This window comes from Hazenella coriacea (assembly GCF_004341825.1).
Classification (GTDB): Bacteria; Bacillota; Bacilli; order Thermoactinomycetales; family Thermoactinomycetaceae; genus Hazenella; species Hazenella coriacea.
In genome coordinates this window covers 553,756-568,167 of sequence record NZ_SMAG01000001.1, presented here as the reverse complement: position 1 = coordinate 568,167, position 14,412 = coordinate 553,756, and the positions used below count along the sequence as shown (strand labels likewise).

General features: G+C 38.6%; 17 protein-coding genes. 11 read left to right on the top strand and 6 right to left on the bottom strand.

Translation table 11 applies throughout. The features are described 5' to 3' along the window. Position 1 precedes the first annotated feature (1 nt). Positions 2-1,024, bottom strand: a complete 1,023-nt coding sequence (locus EDD58_RS02800; RefSeq protein ID WP_131923305.1) for a M23 family metallopeptidase — start codon at positions 1,022-1,024, stop codon at positions 2-4. 310 nt (positions 1,025-1,334) lie between these two features. On the opposite strand from EDD58_RS02800, the gene lipA reads away from it, so the two are divergent. Further along, a complete protein-coding gene (gene lipA, locus EDD58_RS02795) occupies positions 1,335-2,231 on the top strand; it encodes a lipoyl synthase (RefSeq protein ID WP_243648628.1) in 897 nt (298 codons plus the stop codon). A 254-nt stretch (positions 2,232-2,485) separates the two neighbouring features. Further along, positions 2,486-2,761, top strand: coding sequence for a YutD family protein (locus EDD58_RS02790; protein WP_131923303.1), 276 nt, complete (start codon positions 2,486-2,488; stop codon positions 2,759-2,761). Between the two features lie 189 nt (positions 2,762-2,950). On the opposite strand, the gene EDD58_RS02785 is transcribed toward EDD58_RS02790, so the two are convergent. The 4 genes from EDD58_RS02785 to EDD58_RS02770 form a co-directional block, all read right to left on the bottom strand. Further along, on the bottom strand, positions 2,951-3,223 hold the full coding sequence (locus EDD58_RS02785; RefSeq protein ID WP_131923302.1) for a DUF3055 domain-containing protein: 273 nt from the start codon (positions 3,221-3,223) through the stop codon (positions 2,951-2,953). A gap of 64 nt (positions 3,224-3,287) precedes the next feature. Further along, on the bottom strand, positions 3,288-3,923 hold the full coding sequence (locus tag EDD58_RS02780; RefSeq protein WP_131923301.1) for a MerR family transcriptional regulator: 636 nt from the start codon (positions 3,921-3,923) through the stop codon (positions 3,288-3,290). 165 nt (positions 3,924-4,088) lie between these two features. Next, positions 4,089-4,430 (bottom strand): spore coat protein, encoded by a 342-nt coding sequence (locus tag EDD58_RS02775; protein ID WP_131923300.1) that lies wholly within the window; start codon positions 4,428-4,430, stop codon positions 4,089-4,091. 14 nt (positions 4,431-4,444) lie between these two features. Then, positions 4,445-4,675: a hypothetical protein gene (locus EDD58_RS02770; protein WP_131923299.1), complete on the bottom strand. Its 231-nt coding sequence runs from the start codon at positions 4,673-4,675 to the stop codon at positions 4,445-4,447. 301 nt (positions 4,676-4,976) lie between these two features. Between EDD58_RS02770 and EDD58_RS02765 the strand changes: the two genes are divergently transcribed. From EDD58_RS02765 to EDD58_RS02745, 5 genes are all read left to right on the top strand, one after another. Continuing rightward, positions 4,977-5,420, top strand: coding sequence for a DUF86 domain-containing protein (locus tag EDD58_RS02765; protein ID WP_131923298.1), 444 nt, complete (start codon positions 4,977-4,979; stop codon positions 5,418-5,420). A gap of 43 nt (positions 5,421-5,463) precedes the next feature. Further along, positions 5,464-6,135: a helix-turn-helix transcriptional regulator gene (locus tag EDD58_RS02760; RefSeq protein ID WP_131923297.1), complete on the top strand. Its 672-nt coding sequence runs from the start codon at positions 5,464-5,466 to the stop codon at positions 6,133-6,135. Between the two features lie 93 nt (positions 6,136-6,228). Next, entirely contained in the window at positions 6,229-6,477 is a 249-nt protein-coding gene (locus EDD58_RS02755) for a hypothetical protein (RefSeq protein ID WP_131923296.1), read from the top strand. 302 nt (positions 6,478-6,779) lie between these two features. After that, positions 6,780-7,511: a class I SAM-dependent methyltransferase gene (locus tag EDD58_RS02750; RefSeq protein ID WP_131923295.1), complete on the top strand. Its 732-nt coding sequence runs from the start codon at positions 6,780-6,782 to the stop codon at positions 7,509-7,511. A 328-nt stretch (positions 7,512-7,839) separates the two neighbouring features. Beyond that, positions 7,840-8,802: an MBL fold metallo-hydrolase gene (locus tag EDD58_RS02745; protein WP_131923294.1), complete on the top strand. Its 963-nt coding sequence runs from the start codon at positions 7,840-7,842 to the stop codon at positions 8,800-8,802. Between the two features lie 301 nt (positions 8,803-9,103). Here EDD58_RS02745 and EDD58_RS02740 read toward each other — a convergent pair whose 3' ends face one another. Beyond that, complete coding sequence (locus EDD58_RS02740) at positions 9,104-9,619, bottom strand: phosphatidylglycerophosphatase A family protein (protein WP_131923293.1); 516 nt, start codon at positions 9,617-9,619, stop codon at positions 9,104-9,106. Between the two features lie 181 nt (positions 9,620-9,800). On the opposite strand from EDD58_RS02740, the gene EDD58_RS02735 reads away from it, so the two are divergent. The 4 genes from EDD58_RS02735 (at position 9,801) to EDD58_RS02720 (ending at position 14,359) form a co-directional block, all read left to right on the top strand. After that, positions 9,801-10,580 (top strand): SDR family oxidoreductase, encoded by a 780-nt coding sequence (locus EDD58_RS02735; protein ID WP_131923292.1) that lies wholly within the window; start codon positions 9,801-9,803, stop codon positions 10,578-10,580. 289 nt (positions 10,581-10,869) lie between these two features. Then, on the top strand, positions 10,870-11,958 hold the full coding sequence (locus EDD58_RS02730) for a phosphotransferase (RefSeq protein WP_165875763.1): 1,089 nt from the start codon (positions 10,870-10,872) through the stop codon (positions 11,956-11,958). Positions 11,959-12,084: 126 nt separating this feature from the next. After that, entirely contained in the window at positions 12,085-13,977 is a 1,893-nt protein-coding gene (locus EDD58_RS02725) for an OPT family oligopeptide transporter (protein ID WP_131923290.1), read from the top strand. 16 nt (positions 13,978-13,993) lie between these two features. Then, on the top strand, positions 13,994-14,359 hold the full coding sequence (locus EDD58_RS02720; protein WP_243648626.1) for a PqqD family protein: 366 nt from the start codon (positions 13,994-13,996) through the stop codon (positions 14,357-14,359). Positions 14,360-14,412: the final 53 nt, after the last annotated feature.

The window sequence follows — 14,412 nt, the reverse complement described above, 5'->3', positions numbered from 1 at the left end:
TTTAATGTGCCGTTCGTTTTTGTTTTCGTTTCTCTTTTTGTTTTTGAACTGCCTCACGTTCCCATTTACGTAGCAACGGATAGGGATCAAAAGAATATGTGTTTTTTCCATTAAAGCGGTAAATGCCATAATGGAGATGAGGAGGAAATTTACCTGATGTTCCTGGTGGACCATATCCTGAAGAACCTACAGATCCAATGACATCTCCAGGTTTTACGACCTGTCCTGGTTTTAATCCTTTACGAAATCCATTTAAGTGACCAAAGTAATGATATCGATTTTTCAAATCGCGAATACCAACTCGCCAGCCTCCAAAACGATTCCAGCCCATCAGTTCCACATAACCATAGCAAGTACTTAAGACAGGTGTCCCATAACCTGCAAAAATATCGGTTCCTTCATGAATTCTTAGTCCTCCCCAACCACGCCGATCCCCCCAAGTACTGCGATAAGAATAGTTATAATTCAATGGTATAGGAAATGATTCATCAGATAATTTCAAAGTCCCAAATGTATGGTACACCTTTGCCATATGGGTAATTACATCGACAGCTGTTGGATGTTGATAATAACTCCATAACTGATTTCTAATCTGATCTTCTGCAATCCCATTTTGACTAAGGTATCGTGCGATCGTATACAGCACATCCAAATCATTGTGAACATCAGCTTTTCCGTCACCATCACCATCTATACCGATCCCTTGAAAGAGTTGAATGACAAAAGGTGACTGTTCATCAGGACTTGGATTTAATAATCCTGCCCATAGATAGGTAGGGACTTTTATAGCGATTAACTTCTTTTTTTCGTCTGGGTTCTTACTTTTTTTCAATGATTGGTTATTACGCTCATATTGATCCATCGCAGCGAGATAATACCAAGGGATGCCTGTGAAGGTTTCCATAGTTTCATAGAGGTTCTGTCTGGAGATATCTGTAGATATTTTGTTAGCACTAGCTTTTTGTATAGGTAGAGAGGTGAATAGCAAACAACTAACCAAAAGAGAAAGATAATATTTTTTCATCTGCTGTCACCGTTTTCTTTAAAAGATTTATCAAGTAGTGTTTTCTTTGTGGGGAAAATTATTGCTGGAAGTTGCAGGGGATTGGTGAAGTTGATGAAACAAGATGATGAATTTTAATGATACAGAATGATTTTATATGAAAATTAGTGAATATACATAGATTTCCTTTATTGATATCTAATTATCAATGGGTAATACAGCTGGTCATGTGGTAAGATATGTACAAAAGGTGAATGATATAAAGATCTGCTGTTCTGATTGTCTTATTGAGAAACCGCTTTCATTTTACAAAAGAGAAGAGGGATTGGCATTGTCTAACCAAACAGAGAGAAAACCAGAATGGTTAAAAGTAAAGTTAAGTACGAATGAAAATTATCAAGAAATTAAGCGAATGGTACGAAGTAAAACATTACATACGGTTTGTGAAGAAGCCCGTTGTCCAAACATTTTTGAATGCTGGGCCAATCGAACCGCGACTTTTATGATCCTAGGGGATATTTGTACTCGTGCCTGCCGATTTTGTGCTGTTAAAACAGGTCTACCTACGGAGTTAGATTGGGCTGAGCCTAAGCGAGTTGCAGAAGCTGTTGAACAGATGGGTGTGAGGCATGCAGTTGTCACTTCAGTTGCACGGGATGATTTAACAGATGGAGGAGCAGCCATTTTTGCCGCTACGATTCAAGAGATTCGTAAGCGTAATCCATTGACAAGTGTGGAAGTGCTGATCCCTGATTTTATGGGGAATTGGGATGCACTCCAGGTTGTGATGGATGCCAAACCAGATATATTAAATCATAATATTGAAACGGTTCGTCGCCGTTCAGATCGTGTTCGCTCCAAAGCTAAATATGATCGAACACTGGAGTTATTAAAAAGAGCCAAAGAGATGCAACCACAAATTCCTACCAAGTCAAGTATTATGGTTGGAGTGGGTGAAACTTATGACGAAGTTGTCGAAACGATGAAGGATTTACGAGACTATGCTGTGAATATTGTTACGATTGGTCAATATTTACAACCAACAAAAAAACATCTGAACATTGATCGCTATTATACGCCAGAGGAGTTTGAGCAGTTCAAACAGATCGGTCTAGGGATGGGATTCTCTCATGTAGAATCTGGACCACTGGTACGTAGTTCTTATCATGCACATAAACAAGTACAATCAGCCAAAGAAACTGAACAGCAAAAGGCTGTTTCAAGTTGAATGACTAAGTAATCAAACAGGAGAAGCCTTTTTACCAAAGGCTTCTCCTGTTTGATTGATTCACTTGGTTAATTAATTGTGGGAGAAGTATCATCTCCTATTTGCGTCAATAATCGCTCCATCTCTTTTTGAGAGTCATCTGTTCTGCATGTTGTTGTGAACGATATTTTGTTCAATCAGGTAAAAGATTGCAGATGTTGGAACAAGGATGTGGTAACATATAAATGTAAAACTGAATAGAGAAGGTTGATCTTATGGAACATATTCATATACAGGGATTGGACTATGAACTGTTAACTGATCAGCGGAATGGATGGAACCAAGAAGCATTTAGAAAAAGATATAGCGAGATTTTAAATAAATATGATTACATTGTGGGGGATTGGGGCTATGGTCAGTTAAGACTGAAAGGTTTTTTCTCAGATGACCATACTCGATCAACACCAGAAACGAAGATCAGTTATTTACAAGAATATCTAAATGAATTTTGCAACTTTGGCTGTGCTTATTTTGTCTTAAAAAAATTATAAAAAACTCTTGTTCTGTAGATGAAACGAGGGAAAAAAGGAGTAGGGGTTCTGATCATTATTTGGATCGAACTCCTACTCCTTTGCTATTAGAAATTCAGCTTGTTTCGAAAGCTATGTAAAAGCTGATTTTTTGTATGCGAAAATCGAACAAGATTTATGTGATCTTTCCTTGTAAAGGAAAAGGGATGTTTAAAATAAAGTGTAGATAAACTGCCTAAGTTCTTCTGCCTCTTCATCAGAAAGCTGATAAACATGTTCTAAATATCCGGGCTCTTCAAGATCATCAGTCCCAATAATGGCAAAGCGGTTCGATTGAAGATCTAATACTAAGAGCTTACCGTAAAAGCGATGGGTGGCAGTAATCGCTAAGTCAAACCGTTTGGCTTGTCCTATAAAACTAACAAAGCGGGTGCTTGTTTGCTCTGCTTCATCATATAAAAACATCATGTCTTCTGCACTCATGTAGGAACCTCATTTCTTTATTGATTCACTCCTATTATACATGAGTTTGGTATCAAGTCTCGGTTTAAAACATTCCAAGGAACCGAGCTTTTTTTTGTCTGCGAGGGAGTAATCCTTGTTCACTAGTAGCGGATGTAAGGCGTTGTGTGAAATTTACATTTCTTAACTCGATTCGGAGCTGATCTTGCTTTTTACGAATCTCATCAAACATTTGTTGTACATCATTGGAAGAGACCGATTCATAGCTAACAGCTACTAATTTATGCTCCATATCCTCGATGGATTCAAATAGCCCATACATATGATCTTCTAAGCGTTCCATACGATCAAATAGCTCCTCGATCATATCACCTACGTTTTCCATGGCTTCCATGACATGAGTAAGGGTTTTCTCTGTATCTGATAATGCGGCAGCGGCAGCTGACTCATCCATGTGATGAAATGATGGTTCGATAGCCATTTTACCTTCGCGGAGGAGGTCTTCTCTCACTTGCTTCATTGATTTATGGGGTTCCTGCAATCGATTTTTGATTTCCACCAGTTTTTCAAAGCTATCTTCTGTTAGGATATAGTGCCCACGTTCATTCCAATCAGGGCAAATATATTCTTCAAATGTATCAATCCATTTCCTAACTGTTCGTGCGTGAACTTGTAAACGCTCTGCCGCCTCCCGGGTAGAGATACATACAGCTTGGTTCATCTCAACACTTCCTCCTAATTTTTGGTTTTTTAACGTTTTCGAGAATATTAAATAGATTCCTTCTTGGTTGACAAAGGAAGCCAGCAGTTGACAAAAGTTGTGACTTATTTACAACAAACCCCCTTCCGATTAACTGAACCGGAAAGGGGTCGTTTTTTAAAGTCATTACGAATAAGGAAACTGTGTACGGTAGTTGGCGAATTGTTGTGCTTTTTGGCTGATTTTATTTACATCTTCTGCTTCAATTTTGTACCAGCCTTTTTGATGCATAAGGTTAAAAAGATTCCGTTGTGCATCATGAATTTCAGTAAGTAATTGCAACTGTACACGATATAAATCTTCAGAACTTGCTTCGTTACAGGCAGTATTATATCCACTAGCTAGGTATTTTTCAGTGGATAAAATCTCATTCAGACGATCTCGATCATTAATCTCCGGTGTTTTTACTTGGGGAAGCGTAGATGCTTGTTGTGCACTGGACATTTGTTGATTATTTAATTGGTTCATTTTTTTCACCTCTCTTATTGCATCATTGTGGATGTTGGGTTGGCTCCTGTTTGATGGCTAGCTGTTTGTACTTGAGAAAGGAGCGTTTCATAGTGTCGCTGATGCATAGCTCCCATTTGATTAATGATTTGTGCAATCTGAGGATCTTGGCATTCCTGAGCAAAGTGGTGACATTTTTTCATGGCAAGAAGTTCCCATGACATCTCATCAGTCAAATAAAGTAGATCTTTGCTTGAAAGTTGCATCTTTACCCCTCCTTTAAAAGGAATTCATTCCATAATTTTTGCAAATAGAACGTAGATTATTCATGGTCCTCTACCATAGATGAAAGGAATTGAGTAGTGTCGATTAGTAATATTCATCGTTCTATAGCACCAATGAAAGGATCATTTGGTTGAAATGATCAGAATGTCAAAGAATACTTACACGAAATAAAGCAAGTTGTTGTTGGAATAGCTTATAATAGTAGTGATATGACAAAACACTAAAGAATGTATTAAAAATCAAAACACTAAAGAGAGTACAATAGGTTGGGGGTAGGATTCCATGATTTATGAAGTAAATGTCGAGCGGATTAGACGACAATTAAATGTATTACAGACATGTGCGGACCTCATCGAGGAGATTGACCCAAATAAAAAAAGTCGGGTTGATCGTTTCGCCTTAGAAAGAGCCTATCATTTAGCTGTAGAATCTATGATAGATGTTGGAACTGTCATGATTGATGGATTTATCATGAGAGATCCAGGAGGATATTTAGACATTGTTGATATTTTAGAAGATGAGCAAGTGATTCCTTCAAAACTTTCACAACGTCTTAAAAAACAGGTGAACCTACGGGAGCGTCTAGTAAGGTATTATGATGAAGTAGATGAAATAGAGCTATACAACTATATGCAAGAGATCGATTTGTACCGAGAGTTTATTAATCATGTAAAAACATACATTTTAAAAGAATTAGGTGAAAAAATCGAGCTAAAACGGGTATAGGACTATACAGGCTTCCTCAGATTAAAAGGTGGTGAAATAGGAGATGAATCATACACAATCAACGAGAAAGCAAATCATGTTACTTTTGAAAACAGAAGGACCTCTTACCGTCAGTGAACTGGCAGTTAAGCTAGGTGTCACTGAAATGGCTGTTAGACGTCATTTAAATACCCTTGAACGCGATAATCTCATTCATGCTAAGCTATTGCGACAATCGATGGGACGACCAACCAATCAATATTTTCTAACGGATCAGTCGGATGAGCATTTTCCCAAAAGTTATCATTCATTTACATTAGAACTGTTAACTGACCTTGAGGACCAATACGGCCCTAAGTTGATTGATGATCTGTTTGAACGCAGGGAGAAACGATTGGTAGATACTTACCAAAATCAGTTTCAAGAGTCGGATTTGCGTGACCGGGTAAAAAAGTTGGCTGATTTGCAAGACTCCAAAGGATATATGGTTAACTGGGTAGAACATGAAGATGGTACTTACCATATTACGGAGCACAACTGTCCAATTGCCCAGGTTGCCAATCAGTATAACCAGGCATGCAGTTGTGAACTGAACTGGTTTCGTCAATTGCTCAAAGCAGATGTGGAGCAATTGGAGTGTAAAGCCAAAGGTGGTCAAAACTGTATTTATTTTGTAAAGGGAAAGAAGAGCCTTTCAACCTCTAATGGTACAATTGCGTGTGAATCGGTCAATTAGAAGCTCCTACGATAGGCGTGCCATTTTTGGTACACCTATTTTTTTATAATATGTTTCAGATGGGAAAACCGCTTTGATAAAGGGGAATCTTCATTGGGCCATATGAATCGAGAAATTCTTAAAAATCAGATGCAACTTGAAGAAGTGAATCAGGAGCTATTAACCACAGATGATCCGACGACTCAAAAAGTACTGCAACTTTTAGCCGAGTGTCTGTGGGAGGAGAGTAAGGAATTGTTATTACAAAAGAAACGTTTACAGAGAGAGCCTTGGATGAACAGCGAAGCTTATAACGAGTATCTTTTATCCCATCAGTTAAAATTGCTTCGTTCAAGACCTTAGGATTAAATGAGTACTTTTTTCGTAGCATCATGAACTTATTTATATTTTTTTATTTTATTTCATTTAGGTGGATATTTATTATTGATTTTTATCTGATTCATCCACACTGCAAAAAAGAGCACTAAAAATAGGTTGAGAAATGATACCCGTTAATCCAAGAGCTTTTATCCCCACCTTTATTGGGTGGGGATTTTATTTTTTTCATCAGCTCATCCGAATTTTCACACAGAAATTTTTAGTATTGGAACGACATATGGTACAATTTTTGTACGAAGAATTACTTTTAAAGAGGGAGAGATTGGATGCATTGGTATGAGGAAAGCTTTGGAGAAGATTATTTGCTTGTTTATCGACATCGCACAAGTCAAAGTGCATCTTTGGAAGTGGAGCAGATCATCGATTGGTTAAATCTTTCAAGTGATGATTTGATTTTAGATTTATGTTGTGGAACAGGACGTCATAGTAGAGCGTTGGTGAAGAAGCACTTACATGTAGTGGGTTTAGACTTATCAACTACTTTATTAACGCATGCTGTACAGGAAACAAAACAAGCGGGGCTTTCTATTCCTTTTATACACGGAGATATGAGGCAATTACCTTTTGTGAACCAATCCTTTGATGTGGTTGTCAATCTTTTTACCTCTTTTGGATACTTTACCAAAGACGAGGATAATCTCAAGGTATTAACTGAAATAGCTCGGATTTTAAAGCCGACAGGGAGATTGATTATCGACTACATGAATCATCAAGCAGTGAAAGAGAATTTAGTTCCACAAAGTGAGCGAAAGGAGAATGGAGTTCAAATTTTGGAACAGCGCGAGGTACAAGGAGATTATGTGTTTAAACGAATTACGATTAGTGACTCTCATGGAGAGCGAAAATATGTCGAGCGGGTAAAAATGTATACATTAGAGCAAATGATGGATTTATTTAAACAAGCAGGTTTGAACATTACTCATACTTATGGTGATTTTAAAGGAAGTCCATATCATCAGCAGAGTGATCGTATGATTTTTCAAGGGTGTGTAGAATAATTTGATTCTCGACTTGAGCTAAACAGCTTGAACCAATTAGAAATTAGGTAACTTGATTCAATGAACTTAGGAGGGGAGTTAATTTTCTGACGAGCGCCTTTGGCTGATCCGCTACGAGAGGGAGACAGAGAAATAGCGACCCGACGGGATCTGGATCCATAGGTGACTAAAAATGCTGATATAGAGTTGATTTAATATTTGATCAGTCTACATAGATCACTAAAGGTTGGATGATCTTGAGGCAATTATTATTTTCACCTCTGAAATTTGAGTTGCACTAAAACGTAAACGCTTACTTTATTAGAATATAGATGAGGAGAAATTAAATATGAAGCAATGGGAAGATATTTATGAGATCGGATTGCCTTTACCATTTGCATTGAAAGAAATAAAAGTTTACCTTATTAAGGGTTCTACAGGATATACGATTATTGATGCTGGTCTTCATACTGATGATTCTATTTCAACTTGGAAGCGAGCCCAAGAAGTGTATCATTGGAATTGGGATGAAGTAGAAAAGATTGTTCTGACTCACTATCACCCTGACCATTATGGGTTGGCTGGATCGATTCAACAATGGACACAAGCACCTGTCTATATTTCACAAACAGATCAAGAACAAGCGAAGCTTTTTTTAGATCCAGAAAGTGATATGCCTGAATTGATGTCAAGCTTTTTCCGGAAACACGGATTAGCTGAGTCTCTTGTCGCTGAAATTCCTAATCATCTGAGAAGTTTTCACTCATGGGTTGAACCCCATCCTACATCTACATTTATACAGGGAGGAGATTCTATTCAGCTGGGGGATCGAACCTATCAGATTTTCCATACTCCTGGACATGCCGATGGGCATTTAAGTTTTTTTGATCCTGAAAGAGGCTGGTTAATTGGTGGTGACTTTTTATTACCTCGTATTACACCGAATATTAGCTTATGGCCAGGTTGTAATGATAACCCATTAGAAACATATCTCCTGACCTTAGAGAAAATGAAAGAACTTCCTGTACAACGAGTATTTCCTTCACATGGCTCCGTATTTGATCATTACCATGAGCGAATTGATCAAATTCGAGAACACCATGAGATTCGACTCGGTAAAATGAAGGAAATGGTTGAACAGTCGGACGGGCTTACAGCTTTCGACGTCTGTCAGAAGCTATTCGGCACAGAATTATCGATCCATAACTTGCGATTCGCTTTATCTGAAACGCTAGCCCATTTAGAGTATTTGAAGAGTAAGGATGCAATAAATGTAGTAGGTTCTGAACTCATTCGCTATGTAGGAAGATAAACTTTATTCATCAAGCTGATCCCATGACCTGAAAAGGATGGATGGTCTTGGGGCAGCTTGTCTTGTAAATCTGAATTTATGTAGATCGATCTCATTAAGAATTTAAATCACTCAACTGGAGTAAAACTACTTGAATGAATTAGAAATAGTTTTTTCTATCCAATTCACCTAGGAGGGGAGATGTTTCTCTGGCAAACGACTCGACTTTTGCGAACACGATCCGAGAGAGAGGCAGAGAAACAACGACCCCAGGGGATTTGAATTAATATGTGACTAAAGGTTTATAGAGAGTAAATGATGATTAGTCTTCTCCCTGACGGTTGTGAGCCAGACGGGAAGCAGCAGCGGCAGCAATCGCACCAGCAATATCATCTAAAAATGTATGAACTTCTCCTGAGCTTTGATCATTTAACCTTCCCAATACCCCAGGCTTAATTCGGTCAATATATCCATAGTTGGTTAGACCAATACTTCCATAAACGTTTAAGATGGCAACAGATAAAACTTCATCAATTCCATATAAGCTTTCATCACGGAAAATCATGTCTTGTAAAGGTTCTGAGAGTATTTTTTTCTCTGCAAGAATATCTAATTGAATTCCTGTTAAAACAGCGTTTTGTACTTCTCTTTTTTTTAGTACCTGTTTTACATGCTCCAAGCATTCTTCGATGGTAAGATCAGTGTAAAAGTCCTTTTGTAGATAATAAGTGAGGTCAGCAATTTCTTCTAAAGAAACTCCTCTTTTTTTGATCCACTCCTGTGTAGTTTGATATACTTCCATGTCAGAGCTAGATAATTCTTTCCTCTTTATCTCCATTTTTACTTACTCCTTTCATTTCATTTTTTCATGACCTAATGTTATCTTTGCCTAATCGGACAGGAGATTATGAATAAGGGGAATAACTGTTTTTGAACCAACAACTTTCGATTACCACCATACAAAGTAGTAAAATAGGTAACTTACCCATGAAGAATATATGGAGAGGATGGTTAATACGATGAAGCAAAATCAGGTAGCTTTGGTCACAGGTTGTTCAAGCGGTTTAGGGAAGATGGCAGCCCTTCTTTTAGCTGAAAAAAAATGGGATATTGTTTGTAATAGTCGCCATTTAGATGATCGGCTTGAACAAGTCATAGAGGAGATTCAAAACTTAGGGGGTCAAGCCATTCCAATCCCTGCAGATGTAAGTCATCCAGATGAGGCGAAGAGACTAGTTGAAGAAACGATTCATCGCTGGGGGCGGATTGATGTCCTGATTCATGCGGTAGGCCCTTTTATTAGACAAAGAAAATGGTTTGTAGATCATTCACTTGAAGAATTGCAACAGATGGTTCAAGGGAACTTATTGAGTGCTATGTGGATGTGTCATCAAGTCATTCCACAGATGAGAAAACAGAAGTCAGGGCGTGTCATCTTATTTGGTTTTGGAAGGATTGGAGAAGCGCCAGCGTGGCCAGATCGATCTGCTTATGCGGCTGCAAAAACAGGTCTAGCCTCTCTAACCAAAACATTGGCAGTAGAAGAAGCTCCATTTGGAATTTCAGTCAATATGGTTTGTCCTGGAGATATTGTAGGTGAACATAAAGAAATGAGGATTCAGGACGTCATTCATGTAAAAGATGAGGAAACTCCGCGTGGTCGACCTGGTTCAGGTGAAGATATAGCGAGAGTCATTCAATTTTTATGTCAGGAAGACTCCGATTTTGTTACCGGAAACTTGATTCATGTGACAGGTGGATTAGACGTGATTCATCCTGTTTCGAAAGTAAAAGCTTAGAGTAGCTCCGGAGCTAGATTTAGTTAATACCTGATGAAAAAGGTTAGATAGCAAAAGAAGAACGATTTGATCAGTCGTGTCGATTTCTCTATAGTCAGGAATCGATCTTTCGCACGAAATGACTTTGTCCTACACCTTAACAGCACTCTTCGATGAAGGAAAAGGAGGCAACTTTTCTTTGAGAGACTTGAATCAAAGGGGAGAGTGGACTTCTCCTCTTCCTTTTTGAAATATAGGCACCTTTCCTTAGCTCTTACATACGATGAAGAAGAGTAGAGGTGAGGGAATTATGTCAAATTTAAAAAGAGATATTTCAAATTGGACTGGGGAATCGAGACTAGTTGAATGGCTTGAACACCACTTTGGAGTGCGTATGACCTCTGCGGAACCTTGCAAAGGAGTTCTCAAATGTACAACGGACTTGGGCACAGTTGCTCTGAAACGGGTTCGCGATGGTGAAAAAAAGAGGTGGTATTTCGTTACTGATGTCGCTGAACATGTAGGTAAAGTAAAGCCGCAACACCCTCGAATCCCTTCTCCGATCTTAACACGTTCACATAAGCCTTACTTTGATGGATTTTGTCATAGCTATGTCTTGTTGCCTTGGATTGAAGCGAATCCGATTTCTTTGAAAAGTGCTGATGATTGGAAACAGGCCTCTAAAGGAATTGCACACTTTCATCAATATACACGTGGGTTTGTTCCACATCAAAGAGATCGAATGTTTGAGCGAATAGGGAAATGGTCCAATGATTGGAATCGTTTTTATCAAAGGGCAGAAGTATTTCGCCTTGCTGCCCAATGGACAGACACTCCTTCCGAAGTAGACCAACTATGGCTTGATTCATCAGCGTATATTACGGGTTTGATGGAAAATGTCCTTCAGTATTATGAACAATTGGATGGAGATACCCTTTGTTTACAAGTAGCTGAACACGGAAAAGTATGTCATAACAATCTGAGTCGACATCATTTACTTTTAGATGAACATGAGCATATTCATTTAATTGATTGGAATGAATGCAACTCAGATGTACGAGCGAAGGACTTAGCATCATGGCTTCTTTATGCCTATGGTCAGACAGGAAGTCGCTCTGTGTTGGAAGCTGTCTTGAAAGGTTATCAGGATATATCTCCTTTAGATGAATCTGAATATGCTTTAATATATGCGTCGCTCTTATTTCCCGAGAAATTATATCAAGTTTTATCAGCTATATATGATCAAGAAGCGATCTCTCTTCATACAGCGACTCAACCCATTCAATGGGCAACGATGATCGAGGAGAAGAAAGTTAAGTTAATTGGGTTATTTTCTGATATTGCTAGAGATTGTTTTGCAAAAACAATACCAGAAATAGATTGGATGACAGCTAGATAAGCTGTCATTTTTTATGTGAATGATGAGAAAAATAATACAATTTATCCCAAAATTAATATGTGTTATGATAGAAAAGTGTTCTACTTATAGATAAAATTTTCAATAAATTTTTAAGAGGCGGTGTCATTGGTGAATCAAAAATCTAAGCCATTTGTCCCCTATGTGCCGGCCGCCAAATCACTACCAGAATTGACGGTTTTTGCTGTTATTTTAGGAATTGTTTTGGCGATCGTTTTTGGGGCTGCAAATGCTTATTTAGGGTTAAAAATCGGTTTAACAGTTAGTGCATCGATTCCTGCTGCGGTTATATCATTAGCCATTTTGCGTGGGATTTTTCGACGTAAATCGATTTTAGAGAATAACATTGTACAAACGATGACTACAGCGGGGGAAGCAGTTGCAGCAGGAGCGATCTTTACGATTCCTGCTCTTTATTTGTGGGACTTATCTCCTAGTCAGTCGATGATTGCTTTTATAGCCTTAACAGGTGGATTACTAGGGGTGTTTATGATGGTTCCCCTTCGTAGACTCCTGATCGTTAATGAACATGAAACCTTACCTTATCCTGAAGGAACCGCTTGTGCTGAAGTATTAAAGTCAGGAGAAAAAGGTGGGACGAGCGCTCGTCTCATTTTTTCAGGATTTATCGTGGGTGGGTTATTTAAAGCTCTTGGAGATGGTTTAAAATTATTTAAAACATCGGTGGAGACCAAAATCATTGGATATAAAAACGCTTTTCTAGGATTGGATGCAATGCCAGCTCTGTTAGGTGTAGGTTATATTATTGGTCCACGAATCGCCGGACAGATGATTGCTGGGGGATTATTAGCATCGCTCGTTTTTATTCCTATGATTTCGTTCTTTGTTTCAGGGAGTCCTACTACCTTTTATCCTGCGGAACAACCAATTAGTCAATTAAGTGCAGGGGATATTTACGCAAACTATATTCGTTATATTGGTGCGGGTGCAGTTGCAATGGCTGGTTTAATTACACTAGCAAAAACACTTCCTATGCTGTTTACATCGATTCGAGATACAGTATCTGCGATGCGGAAAAAGGGTCAAGCAGGTATTAGTTATGAACGAACAGATCGCGATATTCCAACCCCTTATTTGATCATAGGGATTACAAGTTTAATTCTTGTCATTGCATTTACTCCTATCACCGATGTGGGGATCATTGGAGCGCTTGCCATTGCGATCTTTGGTTTCTTGTTTGTAGCTGTTGCCTCCCGAATCGTTGGGATTGTAGGTAGCTCATCCATGCCTGTTTCGGGGATGACTATTGCCACTTTATTAATTGTGACAATCATCTTTAAAGCCTCTGGAATGAGTGGACAAGCGGGTATGGTGGCATCCATTATCGTAGCTGCGATTGTCTGTGTAGCATTAGCAGTTGCAGGAGATATCTCTCAAGACTTAAAAACGGGTTATCTCGTAGGAGGTACTCCTTGGAAACAGCAAATTGCGATGATGATCGGAGTAGTCGCAAGTGGACTGCTAATTGGTTACTTTTTGGTCTTGTTTGATACGGCTTATGGGATTGGTGGAAATGAGTTACCTGCGCCTAAAGCTGTTTTGATGAAAATCATTGCTGAAGGTTTGATGTCTGGGAACTTACCATGGGAGCTAATTTTGATTGGGGCAGCGTTAGCGATCTCCCTTGAATTCTTGGGGATTAATTCACTAACCATTGCCGTTGGCTTCTATCTCCCACTTTCGGTAAGCGCTCCGATTATGATTGGTGGTATCGTACGTTGGGTAACTCAGTCATGGATTAAAAATGATGGCTTAAGAAAGCTACGTGAAGAAACTGGAACGTTATTTGCTTCTGGTTTAATTGCTGGAGAAGCTTTGATTAGTGTCATTATTGCGATGATGATTGTTCCAGGATGGATTAATCCAGATGCACCGGTCAAAATAGATAATGATATCCTACCATTCTCACTCTTTTTAGGTTTGACAGCTTTACTTTGGTTTGTAACAGTTAAATTTGTAAAAAAGCCTGAACAAGGGTGACCAGAGGAAGTGTATGGTGTTTTCCAAAAAAAAATCAAAGCAAAACATCTTTGACATGATTCCAGTGTTAAAGAGTGAGTATATTCTCCAACCGCTTCCCCAAGCTCCTGAAAAGCTAAAAATCTTGCTTCCTAGAAAGAATTGGATCGAGAAGTTATCGATTCGTTTTTTAAAACAACCCAAATATCGAACGGTTCATTTGGATTCGTTGGGTAGTTTTGTATTAAAGAATTGTGAGGGTCGGTATACAGTAGCTGAATTAGGAGAAGAAATCAAAAAGAATTTTAGTGGAGATGCTGAGCCTATTTTCCCTAGATTGATTAAGTTCTTGGAGATTGTGGAGGCAAATGGTTGGATTTATTGGATTGAGCGTAGTGAGTGAACTACGCTCTTTCTATTTTTAAAAATGGTGAACGTCGAGTATGGACACAACTA